18 protein-coding genes and 1 riboswitch are annotated in these 20,831 nt (G+C 68.8%); of the genes, 9 read left to right on the top strand and 9 right to left on the bottom strand.

Annotation, left to right across the window (positions count from 1 at the left end):
• Positions 1–27: 27 nt before the first annotated feature.
• Entirely contained in the window at positions 28–447 is a 420-nt protein-coding gene (locus tag OHA61_RS12270) for a hypothetical protein (protein WP_324973196.1), read from the bottom strand.
• 70 nt (positions 448–517) lie between these two features.
• Between OHA61_RS12270 and OHA61_RS12275 the strand changes: the two genes are divergently transcribed.
• Positions 518–1,486, top strand: coding sequence for a diacylglycerol/lipid kinase family protein (locus OHA61_RS12275; RefSeq protein ID WP_406303109.1), 969 nt, complete (start codon positions 518–520; stop codon positions 1,484–1,486).
• A gap of 319 nt (positions 1,487–1,805) precedes the next feature.
• A complete protein-coding gene (locus tag OHA61_RS12280; RefSeq protein ID WP_003953983.1) occupies positions 1,806–2,063 on the top strand; it encodes a WhiB family transcriptional regulator in 258 nt (85 codons plus the stop codon).
• A 160-nt stretch (positions 2,064–2,223) separates the two neighbouring features.
• Here OHA61_RS12280 and OHA61_RS12285 read toward each other — a convergent pair whose 3' ends face one another.
• From OHA61_RS12285 to OHA61_RS12310, 6 genes are all read right to left on the bottom strand, one after another.
• Positions 2,224–3,696 carry a sensor histidine kinase gene (locus OHA61_RS12285; protein WP_406307330.1) on the bottom strand — a complete coding sequence of 491 codons (1,473 nt, stop codon included), beginning with the start codon at positions 3,694–3,696 and terminating at the stop codon, positions 2,224–2,226.
• Between the two features lie 339 nt (positions 3,697–4,035).
• Entirely contained in the window at positions 4,036–5,082 is a 1,047-nt protein-coding gene (locus tag OHA61_RS12290) for an SIS domain-containing protein (protein WP_406303110.1), read from the bottom strand.
• A 73-nt stretch (positions 5,083–5,155) separates the two neighbouring features.
• Complete coding sequence (locus OHA61_RS12295) at positions 5,156–6,706, bottom strand: glycoside hydrolase family 3 protein (protein WP_406303111.1); 1,551 nt, start codon at positions 6,704–6,706, stop codon at positions 5,156–5,158.
• Between the two features lie 10 nt (positions 6,707–6,716).
• Positions 6,717–7,574, bottom strand: coding sequence for a carbohydrate ABC transporter permease (locus tag OHA61_RS12300; RefSeq protein ID WP_361917187.1), 858 nt, complete (start codon positions 7,572–7,574; stop codon positions 6,717–6,719).
• Positions 7,571–8,566: a sugar ABC transporter permease gene (locus OHA61_RS12305; RefSeq protein WP_324973211.1), complete on the bottom strand. Its 996-nt coding sequence runs from the start codon at positions 8,564–8,566 to the stop codon at positions 7,571–7,573. The genes OHA61_RS12300 and OHA61_RS12305 overlap by 4 nt, the downstream gene beginning before the upstream one ends.
• A gap of 75 nt (positions 8,567–8,641) precedes the next feature.
• Positions 8,642–9,925, bottom strand: a complete 1,284-nt coding sequence (locus OHA61_RS12310) for an extracellular solute-binding protein (RefSeq protein WP_406303112.1) — start codon at positions 9,923–9,925, stop codon at positions 8,642–8,644.
• Positions 9,926–10,210: 285 nt separating this feature from the next.
• Between OHA61_RS12310 and OHA61_RS12315 the strand changes: the two genes are divergently transcribed.
• From OHA61_RS12315 to rox, 6 genes are all read left to right on the top strand, one after another.
• Complete coding sequence (locus tag OHA61_RS12315) at positions 10,211–10,975, top strand: GntR family transcriptional regulator (protein WP_324973218.1); 765 nt, start codon at positions 10,211–10,213, stop codon at positions 10,973–10,975.
• Positions 10,976–11,185: 210 nt separating this feature from the next.
• Positions 11,186–11,449, top strand: a complete 264-nt coding sequence (locus tag OHA61_RS12320) for a DUF3311 domain-containing protein (protein WP_361917178.1) — start codon at positions 11,186–11,188, stop codon at positions 11,447–11,449.
• Complete coding sequence (mctP, locus tag OHA61_RS12325; RefSeq protein WP_406303113.1) at positions 11,446–13,071, top strand: monocarboxylate uptake permease MctP; 1,626 nt, start codon at positions 11,446–11,448, stop codon at positions 13,069–13,071. The genes OHA61_RS12320 and mctP overlap by 4 nt, the downstream gene beginning before the upstream one ends.
• A 351-nt stretch (positions 13,072–13,422) precedes the next feature.
• Positions 13,423–13,556, top strand: a riboswitch (cobalamin riboswitch).
• A 125-nt stretch (positions 13,557–13,681) separates the two neighbouring features.
• Complete coding sequence (locus tag OHA61_RS12330) at positions 13,682–16,048, top strand: ribonucleoside-diphosphate reductase subunit alpha (RefSeq protein ID WP_406303114.1); 2,367 nt, start codon at positions 13,682–13,684, stop codon at positions 16,046–16,048.
• Positions 16,048–17,061, top strand: a complete 1,014-nt coding sequence (locus OHA61_RS12335; protein ID WP_406303115.1) for a ribonucleotide-diphosphate reductase subunit beta — start codon at positions 16,048–16,050, stop codon at positions 17,059–17,061. Before OHA61_RS12330 ends, OHA61_RS12335 begins: the two co-directional genes overlap by 1 nt.
• A 273-nt stretch (positions 17,062–17,334) precedes the next feature.
• A complete protein-coding gene (gene rox / locus OHA61_RS12340; RefSeq protein ID WP_406303116.1) occupies positions 17,335–18,762 on the top strand; it encodes a rifampin monooxygenase in 1,428 nt (475 codons plus the stop codon).
• A 14-nt stretch (positions 18,763–18,776) separates the two neighbouring features.
• Here rox and OHA61_RS12345 read toward each other — a convergent pair whose 3' ends face one another.
• Positions 18,777–19,091 (bottom strand): hypothetical protein, encoded by a 315-nt coding sequence (locus OHA61_RS12345; RefSeq protein WP_406303117.1) that lies wholly within the window; start codon positions 19,089–19,091, stop codon positions 18,777–18,779.
• Between the two features lie 82 nt (positions 19,092–19,173).
• Between OHA61_RS12345 and OHA61_RS12350 the strand changes: the two genes are divergently transcribed.
• On the top strand, positions 19,174–20,142 hold the full coding sequence (locus OHA61_RS12350; protein WP_406303118.1) for a helix-turn-helix domain-containing protein: 969 nt from the start codon (positions 19,174–19,176) through the stop codon (positions 20,140–20,142).
• A gap of 31 nt (positions 20,143–20,173) precedes the next feature.
• Here the strand turns inward: OHA61_RS12350 and def are convergent, their stop codons facing one another.
• On the bottom strand, positions 20,174–20,803 hold the full coding sequence (gene def / locus OHA61_RS12355) for a peptide deformylase (protein ID WP_406303119.1): 630 nt from the start codon (positions 20,801–20,803) through the stop codon (positions 20,174–20,176).
• Positions 20,804–20,831 lie beyond the last annotated feature (28 nt).

A 20,831-nucleotide genomic window follows, 5' to 3' on the forward strand; every position in this document is an offset into this window, starting at 1 on the left:
GGCTCCGCGGTAGCGGGCCCGGGCCCGCTACCGCTGCGCGTCCCCCGCGCTGCCGCGGATTCCCAGAGCCTGGGCCGTCGTCGGGTTCACCAGCAGGACCAGGCCGGTCACCGCCATCGCCGCCAGCACCATGCCCACCGGGATCAGCGCCCCCGACGAGCGCAGCAGCGTCCAGGCAGGGATCAGCGCCATCAGGTGCGTGATGATCGCCGGCCCCCGGCTCCAGCTGCGCGCGAGCAGCAGACCCCTGGCCGCGATGAGCGGAATCGCGCCGAGTGCGAGAAGCGTCACCCCGCCCATTTCCGCCTGCGAGGGGCTGTCGGGGCGGCCGAGCAGCCCCAGTACGAGCATGTAGACACCGCCGGCGACAAGTACCAGCCCTTCCAGGCCGGACACCGCGGCCGCGGCGGTCAGGCGGGCGGGGCGGGGGGTCTGGTCAGTGCTCATTCCAGCAGGGTAGCGGCCGTGCGCAGCCCTGGGCTGGGCCAGGTACACACCACTGGGTACGCTGGCGCGCATGCGCGCACTTCTTGTGGTCAATCCGGCAGCAACCACCACCAGTGCCCGCACTCGTGACGTACTCATCCATGCCCTCGCCAGCGAGATGAAGCTGGAAGCCGTCACCACGGAGTACCGCGGACACGCCCGCGACCTCGGCCGCCGTGCCGCTGACTCCGACGACATCGAGCTCGTCGTCGCCCTCGGCGGCGACGGCACCGTCAACGAGGTCGTCAACGGCCTGCTGCACAACGGCCCCGATCCCGACCACCTCCCGCGTCTCGCGGTCGTCCCCGGCGGCTCGACGAATGTCTTCGCGCGCGCCCTCGGGCTGCCGAACGACGCCGTGGAGGCGACCGGCGCGATTCTGGACGCTCTGCGTGATCAGACGGAGCGCACCGTCGGCCTCGGTCTCGCGGCCGGCACCCCGGGCACGGAGGACGAGGGCGTCCCGGCCCGCTGGTTCACCTTCTGCGCCGGGCTCGGTTTCGACGCGAGCGTCATCGGCAGGGTCGAACAGCAGAGGGAGCGCGGCAAGCGGTCCACGCACGCCCTCTATATGCGCCAGGTGGTACGCCAGTTTCTGGACGAGCCCCACCGCCGCCATGGCCCGATCACGCTCGAGCGCCCCGGCGAGGACCCGGTCAGCAATCTCGTGCTGTCCATAATCTGCAACACCACTCCCTGGACCTACCTGGGCAATCGCCCGGTGTACGCCTCCCCGGAGGCCTCCTTCGACACGGCCCTGGACGTCGTCGCGCTGTCCAAGCTGTCGACTACCTCCGTGGCTCGTTATGCGACCCAGCTGCTCACATCCACCCCCGAGCGGGGACCACGCGGTAAGCACGCGGTCACTCTTCACGACCTGACCGACTTCACCTTGCATTCAAAGGTCCCGCTCCCGTTCCAGATGGACGGTGACCACCTGGGACTGCGCACCAGCGTGACGTTCACAGGCGTACGCCGTGCACTGCGTGTGATTGTGTGAGCGGAAGGGCCGGAAGTCCTTTATCTCGAACGTACGGACTGGGCTCCACCCCATAGAAGTACGGCTGTGACCTAGTCGACACCGAGGAATCAAAAAAAAGTTTCCGGAAGGGGTTGTATCCGCCGCCGAGGTTTGCGAATCTCTACATGGCGATCGGGACGGCCCGCAACATCGGCCCCACAGACCGCCAGAACCCCTCCTCAGAACTTCAGGACCACGCCAGTGCAACTGGCAGTCGGCCCTTCCCTTGCGGGGGGATTCGTGAAAGCGTTCACATTCACAAGCAACCTGCATGTAATACCAAGGAGAGGTAGCAGCCATGGACTGGCGTCACAACGCCGTTTGCCGCGAGGAAGACCCCGAGCTCTTCTTCCCCATCGGCAACACTGGTCCTGCGCTGCTGCAGATCGAGGAAGCCAAGGCCGTCTGCCGTCGCTGCCCCGTCATGGAGCAGTGCCTGCAGTGGGCGCTCGAGTCCGGCCAGGACTCCGGCGTCTGGGGTGGCCTCAGCGAGGACGAGCGCCGCGCTATGAAGCGCCGTGCCGCTCGCAACCGGGCGCGTAACGCCAGCGCCTGAAGCCCCTGATACGAGCCTGAGCTCTGGCGGCGCGTACAGAGAGTACGCACTCACCGCCCCCGAGCCGCAGCGCGCAGTGCCCCCGATGCGCATCGCAATCGCAGCGTGAGCAAATACAAGCTTCGAGCCCCGGACCGTTCCACGGTCCGGGGCTCATCGCTTATTTGTCGCCCTGGACGGGGATGTCGAGGACCACGCGCGTGCCCCGCCCCGGCTCCGGCACCCGCACCATGTCGAAGCCGCCGCCCAACTCCCCCTCCACCAGGGTCCGTACGATCTGCAGGCCCAGATTCCCGGCCCGCTGCGCGTCGAAGCCCTCGGGCAGCCCGCAGCCGTCGTCCTGCACAGTGATCAGCAGCCGGCCGTCGGTGCGCTGGTCACTGCGTACGGCCGCAACCTCGACCGAGCCGTGTTCCCCCTGTGCGAAGGCGTGTTCCAGGGCGTTCTGCAGCACCTCGGTCAGAACCATCGACAGCGGAGTCGCGACCTCGGCGTCCAGAATGCCGAAGCGGCCCGTACGGCGGCAGGCGACCTTGCCCGGGGAAATCTCGGCGACCATCGCGATGACCCGGTCGGCGATCTCGTCGAACTCGACGCGCTCGTCCAGGTTCTGGGAAAGCGTCTCGTGCACGATCGCAATCGAACCGACGCGCCGCACCGCCTCGTTGAGCGCTTCGCGGCCACGAACCGAATCCATCCGCCGGGCCTGGAGCCGCAGCAGCGCGGCCACCGTCTGGAGGTTGTTCTTCACCCGGTGGTGGATTTCCCGGATGGTGGCGTCCTTGGTGATCAACTCGCGCTCGCGGCGGCGTAGTTCGGTGACGTCGCGCAGCAGTACGAGCGAGCCGATGTGGGTGCCCTTGGGCTTGAGCGGGATGGTGCGCAGCTGGATGACGCCGTCGTTGCCCTCGACCTCGGTCTCGCGGGGCGCGTAGCCGCTGACGAGTTTGACCAGGGCCTCGTCGACCGGGCCGCGGGAGGGCGCGAGTTCGGCGGTGGTCTGGCCGAGGTGGTGTCCGACGAGGTCGGAGGCGAGGCCGAGGCGGTGGTACGCGGAGAGGCCGTTGGGGCTCGCGTACTGGACGACGCCGTCGGCGTCGAGCCGGATCAGCCCGTCGCCGACGCGCGGGGACGCGTCCATGTCGACCTGCTGGCCGGGGAAGGGGAAGGAGCCCGCGGCGATCATCTGGGCGAGGTCGGACGCGGACTGCAGATAGGTGAGCTCTAGCCGGGACGGGGTCCGCACCGTCAGCAGATTCGTGTTGCGGGCGATGACTCCGAGCACGCGGCCGTCTCGGCGTACGGGGATGGACTCGACCCGTACCGGAACCTCCTCGCGCCACTCCGGGTCGCCCTCGCGCACGATCCGCCCCTCGTCGAGCGCGGCGTCGAGCAGCGGGCGCCGGCCGCGGGGAACGAGATGGCCGACCATGTCGTCCTGATAGGAGGTGGGGCCGGTGTTCGGCCGCATCTGGGCCACGGAGACATAGCGGGTGCCGTCGAGGGTGGGGACCCACAGGACGAGATCGGCGAAGGAGAGGTCGGAGAGCAGCTGCCACTCCGAGACCAGCAGATGGAGCCACTCGAGGTCGGATTCACTCAGGGCTGTGTGCTGGCGTACGAGGTCGTTCATGGAGGGCACAACTGCGAGCGTACCTGCGGGGTGAACCGGTCGAGCTGCCCGCCCGTGCCGCGGGATGGGACGAGAACTATGCTCTGCAAGTGGATGGACAGCGGAGAATGGTCTAGTCCACAATGAATCAAGCTGGACGACTCGGGGGCCACCCCCGGATCCTGATACCTCCGCCCTCCCCGCACAGGAGGGTGGACCGAGGTCCACGGCGCTCTCTGCCCTGACTGCGCCGAGACCTCCACCCGGCCGCGCGGGACCGCACACCTGCCGGCCGGAGCGACTCCGGGCTGCGGTGCCGGACGGGTTGAGGGTCCCGTCAGGCGCCGCGGCCCGCGGGTTTCAGTGAGTCTCTGTCACCTTGGCCAGCGCCCTCGGCGCGTCCGGATCCTGGCCCCGGGCGATCGTCACCTCGTACGCCAGCAGTTGCAGCGGCAGAATCTCCAGAATCGGCTGGAGCTCCTCGGGGACGCCCTCCGTCGGCAGGACGAAGCCCGCCGAGGCCGCCTCTGCCTGGGGAGCCGGGCCCACCACCACAAGGTCCGCGCCGCGGCCGCGCAGGCGGTCCAGGACCGGCTGGAGGGCCTCGCCGCCCTTGCCGTCGGTGACCACGGCGATGACCGGGGAGATGTTGTCCACCATCGCCAGGGGACCGTGCAGCAGGTCCGCGCCGGAGTAGGAGAGCGCCGGGATGTAGCTCGTCTCCATCAGCTTCAGCGCTGCCTCCTTCGCCGTGGGGTAGCCGTAACCCCGCGACGTGATCACCATGCGCTCGGCGAAGCGGTAGCGGGAGGCCAGGTGCCGCACCTCGTCCTGGCGGGCAAGGACCTGCGAGGCCAGGTCGGGGAGGACCTTCGCCGCCGCGCCGTCACCGCCCCGCAGACCCTCCACGAACAGATAGAGCGCGAGCAGCGACGCCGTGTACGTCTTCGTCGCCGGAAGCGCCTTCTCGGGACCGGCCAGGATGTCGATGTGGAACTCGGAGACCGCTGCCAGCGGGGAGTCCGGGTTGTTCGTGACCGCGAGCGTGATCGCGCCCGCCTCGCGTGCCGCCTTCGTCGAGGCGACCAGGTCCGGTGAGCCTCCGGACTGGCTGACCGTGATGACCAGAACGTCCGTCAGGTCGGGCCGGGCGCCGTACGCCGTCGTCGTGGACATGGAGGTCAGCCCGCACGGCAGACCGAGCCGGATCTCGAGCAGATACTTCGCGTACAGCGCGGCGTTGTCGGACGTGCCGCGTGCGGTGAGCAGCACGAAGCGCGGGCTGCGCGCCGCGATCGCCGCCGCCACCTCGCGGATCCTCGGCGCGCCCTGTTCGAGGATGCGCCGGAGCACCATCGGCTGCTCCGCCATCTCACCGGCCATGATCCCGCCCGGCTTTCCGGACATGCGAGGTGCCTCCCTATGGCATTCCCTGTGCCGGGACGGACAGGCCGGCCAGGCACCGCACGGTCCGCGTCGGTCAGGCTCCGACGCCCTTGCCGGTGATGACCTCCGCGGCGGCCCGTCCGCAGACGCGGGCGGCGCCATGGGTCGCGATGTGCAGGGCCCCCCTCGGCTCGGCCCGGTCCAGCCCCATCTCGACCACCACCGTGTCGTCGGGACGGGCCGCTGTCAGGGCGTCCAGAGCGTCCGCCATCCAGGGGTGGCGGTGAACGTCGCGCGCTACAGCGACGATCCTACGGTCACCCGCTGCACCCAGCACCTGTGCCACCAGGGGCGACACATCGCTCGCGGCGGCATAGGTGTCGGTCGTCGTGCCCGGCAGGATCGCGGCCAGCTCGGCCGCCACGCCCCAGGGAGTCTCGTCCCCCACGGCAATGTTCGCGACGGGGGTGAGAGCCGCGACGTACGGGGCGCTCGTGAGGGGCGTGAACGGCTCCGCCGCCGTCACCCGCAGGGCCCGCCGCGCGGCGACCAGACCGATGTCGGCCGGTTCGGTGTCGGTGCCGGGCGCGGTCCCCTCCTGTGAAGCCGCGCCCGGCTCCGCTGCGGCCCCCCTGGCCCGTCGCGTCCAGTCGGCGAGCGCGCGCACCCGCGCGGCCGCGTCGGCCAGTCGCTCCTCGGGCAGTTCGCCGTCCCGTACCGCAGTGACCAGCGCGTCGCGCAGTCGCAGTACGGTCTCCTCGTCGGCCAGGCCGCCGCCGACGCAGATCGCGTCGGCACCCGCGGCGATCGCGAGGACGGAGCCGCGCTCGATGCCGTACACCGCCGAGATGGCCTGCATCTCCATGCCGTCGGTGACGATCAGGCCCTGGTAGCCCAGCTCTTCGCGCAGCAGACCGGTGAGGATCTGCGGGCTCAGTGTCGCCGGGCGATCAGGGTCGAGCGCGGGAAGCAGGATATGCGCGCTCATCACCGCTTTGGAACCCGCCGCGATCGCCGCGCGGAAAGGCACCAGCTCACGGGCGTGAAGCGTGTCGAGATCCACATCGATCCGGGGCAGCGCGTGGTGCGAGTCCACGTTGGTGTCGCCGTGTCCGGGGAAGTGCTTGGTGCAGGCGGCAACTCCGGCGGCCTGGAGACCTTCGATGTACGCGACGGTGTGGCGGGCGGCGAGCGCGGTGTCGGCGCCGAAGGACCGTACGCCGATGACCGGATTGTTCGGGTTCGAGTTGATGTCCGCGGACGGCGCCCAGTTGAGGTCGACCCCGCATTCGGCGAGCCTGCGGCCCAGTTCACGGGCGACGGCCCGGGTGAGGTCCGTGTCGTCCACCGTGCCCAGCGCGTAGTTGCCGGGGAACGAGGAGCCGGCGCGTACCTCCAGGCGGGTGACGTCTCCGCCCTCCTCGTCTATCGCGACGAGCACGTCGTCCCGCTCGGCTCTCAACTGTGCGGTGAGCGCGGCCAGTTGAGCCGGGGAGAGGATATTGCGGCCGAACAGGCCGACGGCCGAGAGGCCTTCGCCGATCCGGCGCAGCAGCCAGTCGGGGGCGGTGGTGCCGACGAAACCCGGCTGGAGGACGGCGAGGGCGTCGCGCGTCAGGGTGTCTGTGCGTACGAGGGTTGTCATGGGGACGGCGTCATCCCTTCACTGCGCCGGCCGTCAGACCCGCGGCCATTTTGCGCTGGACGAGGAGGAAGAGGATCACGATGGGGATGGCCATCATCGTGGCGCCCGCCATCATCGGGGCGTATTCGGTGCCGTTCTTGGTGGTGAAGTTGCCCAGCCACACGGTGGCGGTCTGGTTCTGCTGGCTCATCAGCATCAGGGCGTACAGGTACTCGTTCCACGCCTGGATGAAGCCGTAGACCGAGGTGGCCACCATGCCCGGGGCGAGCAGCGGGAAGACCACGCGGATGAAGGCGCCGGTGCGGGTGCAGCCGTCGACCATCGCCGCCTCCTCCAGCTCCTTGGGGATGTTGACGATGAATCCGCGCAGCGTCCAGACCGTGAAGGGCAGGATGAAGGTCAGGTACGTGATGATCAGGCCGGTGAGCCTGTCGTACTGACCGAGGTCGTTCAGCAGCAGGAAGACCGGGATGATCATGGCGACCAGCGGGATCATCTGGACCGCGAGAATGCCGACGATCACGATCTTGCGGCCGCGGAAGGCGAAGCGGGATATCGCGAGCGCGGCGAGCATGCCGACCGCGATGCCGATGACGACCACGACGAGCGAGACGGTCAGGCTGCGTCCGACCGGTCCCCAGAAGTCGGCGATGTCCAGGGCGCGGCGGAAGTTGTCCGTCGTGAAGACACGGGGGAAGAAGTGCGGGTCGGGGTCGATCGCGTCCTTGGCGGGCTTGAACGCCGTGTTCAGCATCCAGTAGACCGGGAAGCCCGCGGTGACGAAGACGAGGAGGCCGAGCAGATTCCAGCCGAGCCGGCTCTTCCTGGGACGGCGGGTGGCGGCGGGAGCCGCGGCGGTCGAAGTCACTCCACCTCTCCGATCTTGAGCATCTGGCGCATGTAGACCGCGACCACACCGAGCAGCAGGATCACCGTGACGAGAGCGATCGCAGAGCCGGTTCCGTAGTCGTTGACGACGAACGCCTTGTCGTACGAGTACGTGGTGAGCAGCTGGAACTCCGCCTCGGGATGGCCGTTGCGCATCACGAAGACCTGCGGGAAGACGCCCATGTCCCAGATCACCGAGAGCGTCGTCAGCATCACGATGATGGGCTTGAGGATCGGCAGGGTGACGAAGCGGAAGACGCCCCAGGCGCCGGCGCCGTCGAGCCGGGCGGCCTCTTCGAGCTCCTTGGGCACCTGCGTGAGGCCGGCGCCGAGTGTGATCACGACGAAGGGCACGGCGCCCCAGACCACCAGCAGGATGATCACCGCGAGGCCCTGGGGGCCGCTGGCGAACCAGTTGTGGCCGATCATGTCGACCCCGGGCAGCCGGGAGAGCAGCCAGTTGAGTACGCCGTAGTCGGCGTCGAAGAGCCACTTGAAGATCGCGGTGGCGACGATGATCGGCATGCCCCAGCTCGCCACCAGCGCGATGTTGACCAGGGTCTTCACCCAGCCGGAGACTCGCTGCAGCAGCAGGGCGACCAGCATGCCGATGACCATGGTCAGGACGACGGCGCTGAAGGCGAAGACGGCGGTCCGTACGACGACGGTCCAGAACTCGCTGTCCCCGAGGATCTTGGAGAAGTTGCCGAAGCCGACCGACTCCGGGTCCTTGAAGCCCCACAGCTGGGGCTGGCCGAACTTCTGGAAGGAGAGCGTGACCAGCCGTACCAGCGGATAGCCGAGGACGAGCAGCAGGATGAGCAGGCAGGGCGCCAGCAGCAGCCAGGGCACTCCCCCTCCGCCTCTGGTCCGCTTTCTGCCGGGCTTCGCGGGGGTGGCTGCGCCGGTCCCTGGTGGTGGCGATGGCCGCGTCGGCGGCACCGTGGCGGTGGTTGTCTCTGCGGCACTCATCCCGTGCTCCTCAGCAGTCCCTCTCCCGGTACGAAAGGCAGGGCCCCGTCGCGGTGACGGGGCCCTGCCCACAGGTCACTTGGTGTTGATGACCTTGTCGATCGCGGCGTCCGCGGCCTTCGCGGCGTCAGCGACCGACTTCTTGCCGGTGCCGATCTCCTGCAGCATGGTCTTGAGGGTCTGGGCCTTCTCGACCTGACCCCAGCCCGGTGCCATGGGCACGAACCAGTTGGACTCGGCCGCGGTGGCCGGGACCACCGTCTTCGGGTCGCTCTTCAGGGTCGCGAGGTCCGTCTTGTTGTTGGGCAGATTGCCCTTGGCGAGCAGCCCCTTCTGGCCCTGGGCGCCGGTGAAGGCGTTGATCCACTCGGCCGCGACGTCCTGCGCCTTGGACTTGACCGGGACGGCCAGGTCGGAGCCGCCGAGGAAGACCGGGAGTGCCTTGCCGTTCGGGCCGGGCATCACGAAGTTCTCGATCTTGTCGGCGAGCTTGCCGACCTTGTCGTTCTCCGGGGCGGCGGCGGTGCCACCCTCCCAGGCCGCGCTGAAGATGGTCGCGGACTTGCCCTGGCCGAAGACGACCGGACGGTCGGACTCGTCCTTCGTCTTGTCGCCGTGCATGTACTTGTCGAGGATCGACTTGTACTCATTGAGGCCCTTGAGGGACTCGGGCGAGGAGAGGTTGGCCTTCCACTTGTCGCCGTCCTTCTTGGCGATGGAGCCGCCGGCGTCGTACACGAAGGACATCGCGGCGTACCAGTCGGGCGACGGCTGGTACCAGGCGCTGAACTTGTCGCCCTTCTTCTCCTGGATCTTGTCCAGGGCGGCGGTGAGCTCCGCGTACGTCTTGGGGGCGGCCTTCACACCGGCCTCGGCGGCGATGTCCTTGCGCCAGGTGCCGACACGGCCACCGGCGTAGTACGGCACGCCGTAGGCCTTGCCCTCGTACGTGACGGACTCCTTCAGGCCGTCCAGCCACGCGTCCGACTGCTCGAACTTCTTCGGGTCGACCTCGGCGAACGCGCCCTTGGTCATGTAGCCGAGCATCTCGGTGTTGCCCATCTCGACCACGTCCGGAGCCTTGTCCGTGGCGAGTACGGCGTCGAGCTTGGCGTTCTTGTCCGGCCAGCCGTAGTACTCGTGCTTGATCTTGATGCCCGGGTGCTTCTTGACGACCGCCGCGTCGGCGGCCTTCACGAGATCGGGCCAGTTGTTCTGCGCGTCGACCGTCAGCCAGACGGTCAGTTCCTTGGCGTCGCCGCCGGCAGCCTTGTCCCCGCCCTTGTCCGAATCGCCACAGGCCGCCAGACCGATCATCATGCCCGCGACGCCTACCGCCGCGATGAGCTTGCGCTTCACGCCACCCTCCTCAGGGATGCCTGCAACCCCCCGCCCACCGCGAAGACATACGACGAGTACTGCTCGTGGGGCTGGGACCTGGTCTTTAATGGTTTAGACCAGTACCCGGAGCTTGGCCTAGACCTTTAGGGGTGTCAAGGGTGTATAAGAAGGGCTGTCGCGTCCGTTATCGGACCGACACCTGAGGGCAGGCGAGGACCCGGGACCGTGCCCGTGCCACCATGTGAGCCGCAACAGACGGAGGAGCCGGTGACGGCAGCACCACAGGAGTCGGGAAGGCGGGCCATGACCACGGACGGGGGCGGCACCGAAGCCGAGGGCGGGGCAGTGGCCCGTACCGCGCGCGTGCCTAAGTACTACCGGCTCAAGCGCCACTTGCTCGACATGACCGAGACGCTTCCGCCCGGCACGCCCGTGCCGCCGGAGCGCACACTGGCGGCCGAGTTCGACACCTCGCGCACCACGGTGCGCCAGGCGCTTCAGGAACTGGTCGTCGAGGGCCGCCTGGAGCGCATCCAGGGCAAGGGCACCTTCGTGGCCAAGCCCAAGGTCTCGCAGGCCCTCCAGCTCACCTCGTACACCGAGGACATGCGGGCCCAGGGCCTCGAGCCCACCTCGCAGCTGCTGGACATCGGCTATGTCACGGCCGACGACACGCTGGCCGGACTGCTGGACATCTCGACCGGCGGGCGGGTGCTGCGGATCGAGCGGCTGAGGCTCGCGAGCGGCGAGCCGATGGCGATCGAGACGACGCACCTTTCGGCCAAGCGCTTCCCGGCGCTCCGCCGCAGCCTGGTGAAGTACACCTCGCTCTACACGGCGCTGGCGGAGGTGTACGACGTCCGTCTGGCCGAGGCCGAGGAGACGATCGAGACCTCGCTCGCCACGCCGCGCGAGGCCGGGCTTCTCGGCACGGACGTGGGCCTGCCGATGCTGATGCTCTCGCGTCACTCGCTGGACGCGCAGGGCGAGCCGGTGGAGTGGGTGCGCTCGGTGTACCGCGGCGACCGGTACAAGTTCGTGGCCAGGCTCCAGCGGCCGCAGGACTGACACGGCGGCCACCCGGGTTTGCCGGGTGCGCTCGGATCGGACGGACCGTCAGCAGGCCGGACTCCACAACGGAATTCGGCCTGCTGACGAGACGCTACCGCCAAGTCGTTGCCGTACCGATATGCGGACGGGGGGTGACGCTGGTCAGAACCCTCCCCTAGATTTCCTGCGCATTACAACTGGTGATACGTGAGGGGACGGAACCGCCGTATGTCAGATGTGACGGAAGTGCCGGACGAGAAACAACCAGTGATCACGCCTGTGCGCGCGATCGTCGCCCTCTGCCTCTTCGCGCCGTTCGTCGCGATGCTCTGGGTCGGCTCGTACGCGAAGACCGAGCCGACGTTCATCGGCATCCCGTTCTTCTACTGGTACCAGATGCTCTGGGTGCTCATCTCCACCGCGCTCACCGTGGTCGCCTACACGCTGTGGCAGCGCGACCAGCGCGCCCGCAAGGGGGGTGCGTCGAAGTGAACGACGGCGTGAACGGCGTCGCACTCAGCGTCTTCATCTTCTTCTTCCTGGCCGTCACGGTCATGGGCTTCCTGGCCGCGCGCTGGCGCAGGGCCGAGAGCGACAGCCTCGACGAATGGGGCCTGGGCGGCCGGTCGTTCGGCACCTGGGTCACCTGGTTCCTGCTCGGGGGCGACCTCTACACGGCGTACACCTTCGTCGCCGTCCCCGCGGCGATCTACGCGGCGGGCGCGGCGGGCTTCTTCGCCGTCCCGTACACGATCCTCGTCTATCCGCTGATCTTCACCTTCCTGCCCCGGCTGTGGTCGGTCTCGCACAAGCACGGATACGTCACCACCTCGGACTTCGTCCGCGGACGCTGGGGCTCGAAGGGCCTGTCGCTGGCGGTCGCCGTCACCGGCATCCTGGCGACGATGCCCTACATCGCGCTCCAACTGGTCGGCATCCAGGCCGTACTCGACGTGATGGGTGTCGGCGGCGGCGAGAGCACGAACTGGTTCGTCAAGGACCTGCCGCTGCTGATCGCCTTCGGTGTGCTCGCGGCGTACACGTACTCCTCCGGGCTGCGGGCCCCCGCGCTGATCGCCTTCGTCAAGGACACGCTGATCTACATCGTCATCGCGGTGGCGATCATCTACATCCCGATCAAGCTCGGCGGCTTCGACGACATCTTCGCCAAGGCGGGCGACGCGCTGGCGCAGATCAACCCGGCGACGGACAAGCCACGGGGCGCGCTGGCACCTGCGGAGGCGGGCCAGTGGGGTTACGCCACGCTGGCACTCGGGTCCGCCCTGGCGCTGTTCATGTATCCGCACTCGATCACGGCGACGCTCTCCTCGCGCAGCCGTGACGTGATCCGGCGCAACACCACGATTCTGCCGCTGTATTCACTGATGCTGGGCCTGCTGGCGCTGCTCGGCTTCATGGCGATCGCGGCGGGCGTGAAGGTGAAGAACGGTCAGCTGGCCATCCCGCAGCTGTTCGAGAACATGTTCCCCGACTGGTTCGCCGGTGTCGCCTTCGCGGCGATCGGCATCGGGGCGCTGGTGCCGGCGGCGATCATGTCGATCGCGGCGGCGAACCTGTTCACGCGGAACATCTACAAGGACTTCATCAAGCCGGACGCGACGCCCGCGCAGGAGACCAAGGTCTCCAAGCTGGTGTCCCTCCTGGTGAAGGTCGGCGCGCTGGCCTTCGTCCTGACGATGGACAAGACGGTGGCCATCAACTTCCAGCTTCTGGGCGGCATCTGGATCCTCCAGACCTTCCCCTCGCTGGTGGGCGGCTTGTTCACCCGCTGGTTCCACCGCTGGGCGCTGCTGGCCGGCTGGGCGGCCGGCATGATCTACGGCACAGCGGCGGCGTACGGAGTGGCCAGCCCGACGCAGAAGCACTTCGGCGGCTCGTCCGCGGAGATCCCCGGCTTCGGCGAGATCGGGTACATCGGTCTGACCGCGTTCGTGCTGAACGTGGTGGTGACGGTGGTGCTGACGTTCGTACTGCGGGCGGTGAAGGCGCCGGAGGGCGTCGACGAGACGTCGCCGTCGGACTACACGGCGGACGCGGGGGATCCGGACGTGAAGGCGGAACTGCCGTCGGCAACGGCGGGCGCGGGTCACTGACGGTCCGTCTTGGCGCGGGTGCCGCTGCGCGGGGCTGTTCCCCACCCCGCCCTTTCCCGCTGTGACATTGTGCGGCTCCGCCGCGTGGCGGGGCTCCGCCCCGGACCCCGCTCCTCAAGCGCCGGCGGGGCTGGATGTGCGGCTGGGCCGCGCACTTCAGCCCGTCCGGCGTTTGAGGACATGCGGCCGAAGGTCGCATACGGGGTCCGGGGCGAAGCCCCGTCCGGGGTCCTGGGGGCTTGCCCGCAGTTCGGGAAGGGGCGGGGTGGGGAACAGCCCCGCCGCAGGCGCACCCCGCACCCCGTAGCCGCCCCGGCACAACATGTGGTGGGTGCGGCAACTCCCCGCCCCCACATGTATGCTCATGCTCGCTGTCGCCGCAGGGGAATCCGGTGCGAATCCGGAACTGTCCCGCAACGGTGTGATGTGGTGCGCTTTGCCGTACCCCACCAGTCCGAAGACCTGCCGACGGTGCATCCGGCTCGACCGAACCGGGTGCCGACACGTCCGGGCCTCGCGGTTGGGCCGGTGGACGCGGTGAGCCGTCCCCTGACGCGCGCCCGTGACCCCTCCCCCCGCCGGCCCAGAGCCGAGCGAGGGAGAGCACCACGTGACCATCGCGCCAGCCGATCCGGCTTCAGGCATCTCCGAGCAGGTGGCCGACGGCCCCGGGACCGCGCTTCTGCGGACCCTGACCGGTCTCACCGCCGATCTGCCCGACACCGACCCCGGCCGTGTCGCCGCCGCCGCGCTGCGCGGCCGGCACGCCGGTTCGGACGCGGCGGAGCTCCGGAGCCTGGCCACCGACGCGGCCGCGGGGCTGATCTCCGAGGACCCTGCCTACTCCCGGCTCGCTGCCCGCCTGCTGACCCGTCATATCGCAGACGAGGCAGCCGGACAGGGCGCGGTCTCCTTCTCCGCCTCGGTCGCGGTCGGCCACCGCGAGGGCCTGATCGCCGACCGCACGGCCGAGTTCGTGGCGCTGCACGCCGCCCGGCTGGACGCGCTGATCGACCGGGACGCGGACGACCGCTTCGGCTACTTCGGGCTGCGCACCCTCTACAGCCGCTATCTGCTGCGGCATCCGATCACCCGTCAGGTGATCGAGACGCCGCAGTACTTCATGCTGCGCGTCGCCTCGGGCCTCGCGGAGGACAACAGCACCCGCGCCCTGGACGAGGTCGCCGCGCTCTACCGGCTGATGAGCAGGCTGGACTACCTCCCCTCCTCGCCCACGCTCTTCAACTCCGGGACCCGCCACCCGCAGATGTCGTCCTGCTATCTGCTGGACTCCCCGCTGGACGAGCTGGACTCGATCTACGACCGCTACCACCAGGTCGCCCGCCTGTCCAAGCACGCGGGCGGCATCGGCCTCTCGTACTCCCGTATCCGCGCGCGCGGTTCGCTGATCCGCGGCACCAACGGGCACTCCAACGGCATCGTGCCCTTCCTGAAGACCCTCGACGCCTCGGTCGCCGCCGTGAACCAGGGCGGCCGGCGCAAGGGCGCGGCCGCGATCTATCTGGAGACCTGGCACGCGGACATCGAGGAGTTCCTGGAGCTGCGCGACAACACCGGTGAGGACGCGCGGCGTACGCACAACCTCAACCTCGCGCACTGGATCCCGGACGAGTTCATGCGCCGCGTCGAGGCCGACGCCGACTGGTCGCTGTTCTCGCCCGCCGATGTGCCCGGGCTGGTCGACCTGTGGGGCGAGGAGTTCGACGCCGCGTACCGCAAGGCGGAGGCCGAGGGCCTGGCCCGCAAGGCCATCCCGGCACGCGAGCTGTACGGCCGGATGATGCGTACGCTCGCCCAGACCGGCAACGGCTGGATGACCTTCAAGGACGCCTCCAACCGCACCGCCAACCAGACCGCCGAGCCCGGCCGGGTCGTGCACAGCTCCAACCTGTGCACCGAGATCCTCGAAGTCACGGACGACGGCGAGACGGCCGTGTGCAACCTCGGCTCGGTCAACCTGGGTTCGTTCGTCGCGGGCGACGGCATCGACTGGGAGCGCCTGGACGAGACCGTCCGTACCGCCGTGACCTTCCTCGACCGGGTCGTCGACATCAACTTCTACCCGACCGAGCAGGCGGGCCGTTCCAACGCCAGGTGGCGTCCGGTCGGCCTGGGCGCGATGGGCCTCCAGGACGTCTTCTTCAAGCTGCGCCTGCCCTTCGACTCCCCCGAGGCCAAGGCGCTCTCCACGAAGATCGCCGAGCGGATCATGCTCGCCGCGTACGAGGCGTCCTGCTCGCTCGCCGAGCGCAACGGCCCGCTGCCCGCCTGGTCCGAGACCCGCGCGGCCCGTGGTGTGCTGCACCCCGACCACTACGACGTGGAGCTCAACTGGCCCGAGCGCTGGGACGCCCTGCGCGCGCGGGTGGCGAAGAGCGGCATGCGCAACTCGCTCCTCCTCGCCATCGCGCCGACCGCCACCATCGCCTCGATCGCGGGCGTGTACGAGTGCATCGAGCCCCAGGTCTCCAACCTGTTCAAGCGTGAGACGCTCAGTGGTGAGTTCCTCCAGGTCAACGCCTATCTCGTGGAGGAGCTGAAGAAGCTGGGCGTATGGGACGCGCAGACCCGCGAGGCGCTGCGCGAGTCCAGCGGCTCGGTGCAGGGCTTCAACTGGATCCCCGCCGACGTCCGCGCGCTGTACCGCACGGCGTGGGAGATCCCGCAGCGCGGCCTGATCGACATGGCCGCCGCCCGCACTCCGTTCCTGGACCAGTCGCAGTCGCTGAACCTGTTCCTCGAGACGCCGACCATCGGGAAGCTCAGCTCGATGTACGCGTACGCCTGGAAGCAGGGCCTGAAGACGACGTACTACCTGCGCTCACGCCCGGCGACCCGGATCGCCCGCGCCGCCCAGTCGCAGGCGACCATTCCCGTCCAGCAGGCATCCGCGCCCGACGCCGACGCGATCGCCTGCTCCCTCGAAAACCCCGAGTCCTGCGAGGCCTGCCAGTAATGACCACCGAGAACAAGAACCTCCTCGACCCGGGCTTCGAGCTGACCCTGCGTCCGATGCGCTACCCGGACTTCTACGAGCGCTACCGCGACGCGATCAAGAACACCTGGACCGTCGAGGAGGTCGACCTCCACTCCGACGTCGCCGACCTCACCAAGCTCACGCCGGGCGAGCAGCACATGATCGGCCGGCTGGTCGCGTTCTTCGCGACCGGTGATTCGATCGTCTCCAACAACCTGGTTCTGACGCTCTACAAGCACATCAACTCCCCCGAGGCGCGGCTCTACCTGAGCCGTCAGCTCTTCGAGGAGGCCGTGCACGTCCAGTTCTATCTGACGCTGCTCGACACCTACCTCCCCGATCCGGACGACCGCGCGGCCGCGTTCGACGCGGTGGAGGAGATCCCCTCCATCCGCGAGAAGGCCCAGTTCTGCTTCAAGTGGATGGACTCGGTCGAGAAGATCGAGCGCCTGGAGACGAAGGCCGACCGGCGGCGCTTCCTGCTGAATCTGATCTGCTTCGCGGCCTGCATCGAGGGGCTGTTCTTCTACGGCGCGTTCGCCTACGTCTACTGGTTCCGCTCCCGCGGTCTGCTGCACGGCCTGGCCACCGGCACCAACTGGGTCTTCCGCGACGAGACCATGCACATGAACTTCGCCTTCGAGGTCGTGGACACGGTCCGCAAGGAGGAGCCCGAACTCTTCGACGACGAGCTCCAGCAGCAGGTCACCGACATGCTGAGGGAGGCCGTCGAGGCGGAGCTGCAGTTCGGCCGCGATCTGTGCGGCGACGGTCTGCCCGGCATGAACACCGAGTCGATGCGCGAATACCTGCAGTGCGTCGCCGACCAGCGGCTCACCCGGCTCGGCTTCGCCCCGGTGTACGGCTCGGAGAATCCGTTCTCCTTCATGGAGCTGCAGGGTGTCCAGGAGCTGACGAACTTCTTCGAGCGCCGTCCGTCCGCCTACCAGGTGGCGGTGGAGGGCTCGGTCGGCTTCGACGACGACTTCTAGGCCTCACTGGAGACCTCACGGATCTCTCCCGTCACGGGGGGACGGGAGAACGGGCCGGGCGGATGCAGGGGTGCATCCGCCCGGCTTTTCGTTGTTCGTACCGCTCGCCGACAAAAGTAAAGGCAAGGAGGTTTCCCACTCCTTGCCACTTTCAACATATAGCGCACAGGGGGCCTTGCGGCAAGACCCGGGGCATGACGCAGAATCGTCAGCCGAAGCCAGAACCTGCGGAAATCAGCGGTTCGCGAAGTACGCGCTTTTTGGGGGATTCTTGTGATTGACGTGATCATTGCCGGCGGTGGACCGACCGGCTTGATGCTGGCCTGCGAGTTGCGGCTGCACGGCGTGCACGCCCTCGTGCTGGAGAAGGAGACGGAGCCGACCAGCTATGTCCGCGCGCTCGGCCTGCACGCGCGCAGCGTTGAGGTGATGGACCAGCGCGGCCTGCTGGAGCGGTTTCTCGCGCTCGGCAAGCAGTACCCGGTCGGCGGTTTCTTCGCCGGCATCCCCAAGCCGTCGCCGGACCGGCTGGACACGGCACATCCGTACGTCCTCGGCATCCCGCAGACCACCACCGACCGCCTGCTGACCGAGCACGCCACCGAAGTCGGCGTCGATATCCGCCGCGGCTGCGAGCTGGTCGGGCTGAGCCAGGACGACCACGGGGTGTCGGCCGAGCTGGCCGACGGCACGCAGCTGCGCGCGCGCTACCTCGTCGGCTGCGACGGCGGCCGCAGCACGGTGCGCAAGCTGCTCGGCGTCGGCTTCCCCGGTGAGCCCACCAGGGTCGAGACGCTGCTGGGCGAGATGGAGGTGGCCGTACCGCCGGAGACGGTGGCCGCCGTGGTGGCCGAAGTCCGCAAGACCCAACTCCGGTTCGGCGTCGGGCCCTTCGGGGAGGGGGTGTACCGCGTTGTCGTACCCGCCGAGGGGGTGGCCGAGGACCGGTCGGTCCCGCCGACCCTCGAGGAGGTGAAACAGCAGCTGCGGGCGTTCGCCGGCACCGACTTCGGCGTGCACTCGCCGCGCTGGCTCTCCCGCTTCGGCGACGCCACCCGGCAGGCCGAGCGTTACCGGGTCGGCCGGGTGCTGCTGGCGGGCGACGCGGCACACATCCACCCGCCTGTCGGCGGGCAGGGACTCAATCTCGGCATCCAGGACGCGTTCAACCTCGGCTGGAAACTGGCCGCCGAGGTGGGCGGCTGGGCACCGGAGGGGCTGCTGGACAGCTACCACACCGAACGGCATCCGGTGGCCGCCGACGTGCTGGACAACACCCGCGCGATGATGCTGCTGATGTCCCCCGAGCCGGGTCCCAGGTCAGTGCGCCGACTGGTGTCGGAACTGATGGACTTCGAGGACGTGAACCGGTACCTGACCGAGAAGATCACGGCGATCGGGGTCCGCTACGACTTCGGCGAGGGCCATGAACTGCTCGGCCGGCGCCTGCGGGACGTGAAGCTGAAGCAGGGCCGCCTCTACGAGCTGATGCACGGCGGCCGCGGGCTGCTGCTCGACCAGACCGGCCGGCTCTCGGTGGAGGGCTGGGCCGACCGGGTCGACCACGTCGTCGACGTCAGCGAGGAACTGGACGTTCCCGCGGCGTTGTTGCGGCCGGACGGCCACGTGGCGTGGGTCGGTGACGATCAGCAGGATCTGCTCGGCCGGCTGCCCAAGTGGTTCGGCGCACCATCGGCTTGACGGCACACGGACCGCTACTGCGCATTGCACGGGGCCTTCACCGCTGCCGCGTCCCGGCGGGAAGCGGTCGTGGACTTCGGGTTCACGATCGTCCTCGACGGGACTGGCGTGCGCACCGGCGTACGGACCGGAGGAGTGGTCGAGGAACGACGCCGGGCCTCGCGAAGCTCAGCCTGAAGCAGCCTGGCCCGGTGCACGTCCTCCCGTCCCAGCTCCGCCTCGCGCAGCTGGCGGTCGACGATCCGCTCCCTGACGTTTCCCACCAGTGCGGGAAGGAGGATGAGCCCAAGGAGGGCGATGACGAAGAGGTACTCGAGGAATGTGTTCATGCCGTCCACTGTCGTCCTCGCGCGCCAAAAAAGTCAGTGGCAGGACTGTCATGAATCATCGAATTACTGCCACAATGGTTCCATGCTGAAAAACGTGGCCACCGTCCTCCTGGAGGACGTGCATCCCTTCGAGCTCGGGGTCGTCAGCGAGGTCTTCGGCTACGACCGCAGCGACGACGGACTGCCGGTGTACGACTTCGCCGCGGTCTCCGCCGAGGGCCCCGTCCTGCGCACCCATGCCGGGTTCACCATCAGCACTCCGTACGGCCTCGAACGGCTGGAGGACGCGGATCTGATCGTCGTGCCCACCGGCGGGTCCTACCCGACCCGCGAGTATCCCGAGGAGCTGCTCGACGCGCTGCGCAGAGCCGTCGACCGCGGTGCGCGCGTGATGAGCGTCTGCACCGGCGCTTTCGTCCTCGGTGCCGCCGGGCTGCTCGACGGCCGCCGCTGCACCACCCACTGGCGGCACGCCCGTGACCTGGCCGAGCGCCATCCGCAGGCCCTCGTCGACCCCGATGTGCTGTATGTCGACGAGGGGTCGGTGATCACGTCGGCCGGCACCGCGGCGGCGATCGACGCCTGCCTCCATGTTGTACGCCAAGAGCACGGCCCCGAGGTTGCCAACACCATCGCGCGCCGCATGGTGGTGCCGCCGCACCGCGACGGCGGCCAGGCGCAGTACATCGACCGCCCGCTGCCGCGCACTTCGTGCGACACGGTCGGCGAGGTGCTGTCGTGGATGGAGCGGCATCTGGACGTCGAGCTGACCGTCGAGCAGCTCGCCGCCCGGGCCCATATGTCCCCGCGTACCTTCGCCCGCCGCTTCCAGCAGGAGACGGGCACCACTCCCTACCGCTGGCTGCTGCGCCAACGGGTGCTGCTGTCACAGGAGTTGCTGGAGACGACGGACGAGACGGTGGACGCGATCGCGGGCCGCGCCGGCTTCGGCAATGCGGCCACCCTGCGCCACCACTTCCTGCGTACGCTCGGCACCACGCCGCACGCCTACCGCCGCACCTTCCGGGGCCCGCTGCACGGCGTCGCGTGACGCACCGCCCCGGCAGGCGCCCCCGGCAGGATCAGGCGTTGGGGACGGTGTCGTAGCGCGGCGTGCCCTCTTCCATCTGGCGCAGCGCGTCCTTGCGGTCCCGCTTGGAGAGCCGGTCGATGTACAGGTAGCCGTACAGATGGTCCGTCTCGTGCTGGAGGCAGCGGGCGAAGTAGCCCGTGCCGCGCACCTTGATCGGGTTGCCTTCGGCGTCCTGGCCGCGCACCACCGCGTAGTCGGGGCGGGCCAGCGAGGCGTAGGCCGTCGGGACGGAGAGGCAGCCCTCGTTGGAGTCGTCGAGAACGCGCAGCTCCGGCGGCAGCTCCTCCAGGACCGGGTTGCAGACGACACCGGTGTGACGTACGCCGTCGTCGTCGGGGCAGTCGTACACGAAGACCTTGAGGTCGACGCCGATCTGGTTGGCGGCAAGGCCCACGCCCTCCGCCGCCTTCTGGCTGGCGAACATGTCGTCGATCAGAGCCGCGAGTTTGTCGTCGAACTCGGTGACGTCCTTGCACTCCTTGTGGAGCACGGGGTTGCCGACGACCGTGATCGGGCGGGCCGTGCCGCGCTCGCGGTACGCCAGCTCGCGCTCCTCGCAGTTCTCCGTGTCGACGACGAAGCCGTCGTTCACCTGCTCGTCCGTCTGCTGCTGCGCCATGGCCGCTTCTGCGCCTTCCTGGGAACCC

This window comes from Streptomyces sp. NBC_00885, assembly GCF_045207475.1.
Taxonomy (GTDB): domain Bacteria; phylum Actinomycetota; class Actinomycetes; order Streptomycetales; family Streptomycetaceae; genus Streptomyces.

What these genes read in the sequence shown, in the direction of transcription:
- OHA61_RS12270 (WP_324973196.1), bottom strand. Translation starts at nt 447, where the DNA reads ATGAGCACTGACCAGACCCCCCGCCCCGCCCGCCTGACCGCCGCGGCC.
- OHA61_RS12275 (WP_406303109.1), top strand. Translation starts at nt 518, where the DNA reads ATGCGCGCACTTCTTGTGGTCAATCCGGCAGCAACCACCACCAGTGCC.
- OHA61_RS12280 (WP_003953983.1), top strand. Translation starts at nt 1,806, where the DNA reads ATGGACTGGCGTCACAACGCCGTTTGCCGCGAGGAAGACCCCGAGCTC.
- OHA61_RS12285 (WP_406307330.1), bottom strand. Translation starts at nt 3,696, where the DNA reads ATGAACGACCTCGTACGCCAGCACACAGCCCTGAGTGAATCCGACCTC.
- OHA61_RS12290 (WP_406303110.1), bottom strand. Translation starts at nt 5,082, where the DNA reads ATGTCCGGAAAGCCGGGCGGGATCATGGCCGGTGAGATGGCGGAGCAG.
- OHA61_RS12295 (WP_406303111.1), bottom strand. Translation starts at nt 6,706, where the DNA reads ATGACAACCCTCGTACGCACAGACACCCTGACGCGCGACGCCCTCGCC.
- OHA61_RS12305 (WP_324973211.1), bottom strand. Translation starts at nt 8,566, where the DNA reads ATGAGTGCCGCAGAGACAACCACCGCCACGGTGCCGCCGACGCGGCCA.
- OHA61_RS12315 (WP_324973218.1), top strand. Translation starts at nt 10,211, where the DNA reads ATGACCACGGACGGGGGCGGCACCGAAGCCGAGGGCGGGGCAGTGGCC.
- OHA61_RS12320 (WP_361917178.1), top strand. Translation starts at nt 11,186, where the DNA reads ATGTCAGATGTGACGGAAGTGCCGGACGAGAAACAACCAGTGATCACG.
- OHA61_RS12335 (WP_406303115.1), top strand. Translation starts at nt 16,048, where the DNA reads ATGACCACCGAGAACAAGAACCTCCTCGACCCGGGCTTCGAGCTGACC.
- OHA61_RS12345 (WP_406303117.1), bottom strand. Translation starts at nt 19,091, where the DNA reads ATGAACACATTCCTCGAGTACCTCTTCGTCATCGCCCTCCTTGGGCTC.
- OHA61_RS12350 (WP_406303118.1), top strand. Translation starts at nt 19,174, where the DNA reads ATGCTGAAAAACGTGGCCACCGTCCTCCTGGAGGACGTGCATCCCTTC.
- def (WP_406303119.1), bottom strand. Translation starts at nt 20,803, where the DNA reads ATGGCGCAGCAGCAGACGGACGAGCAGGTGAACGACGGCTTCGTCGTC.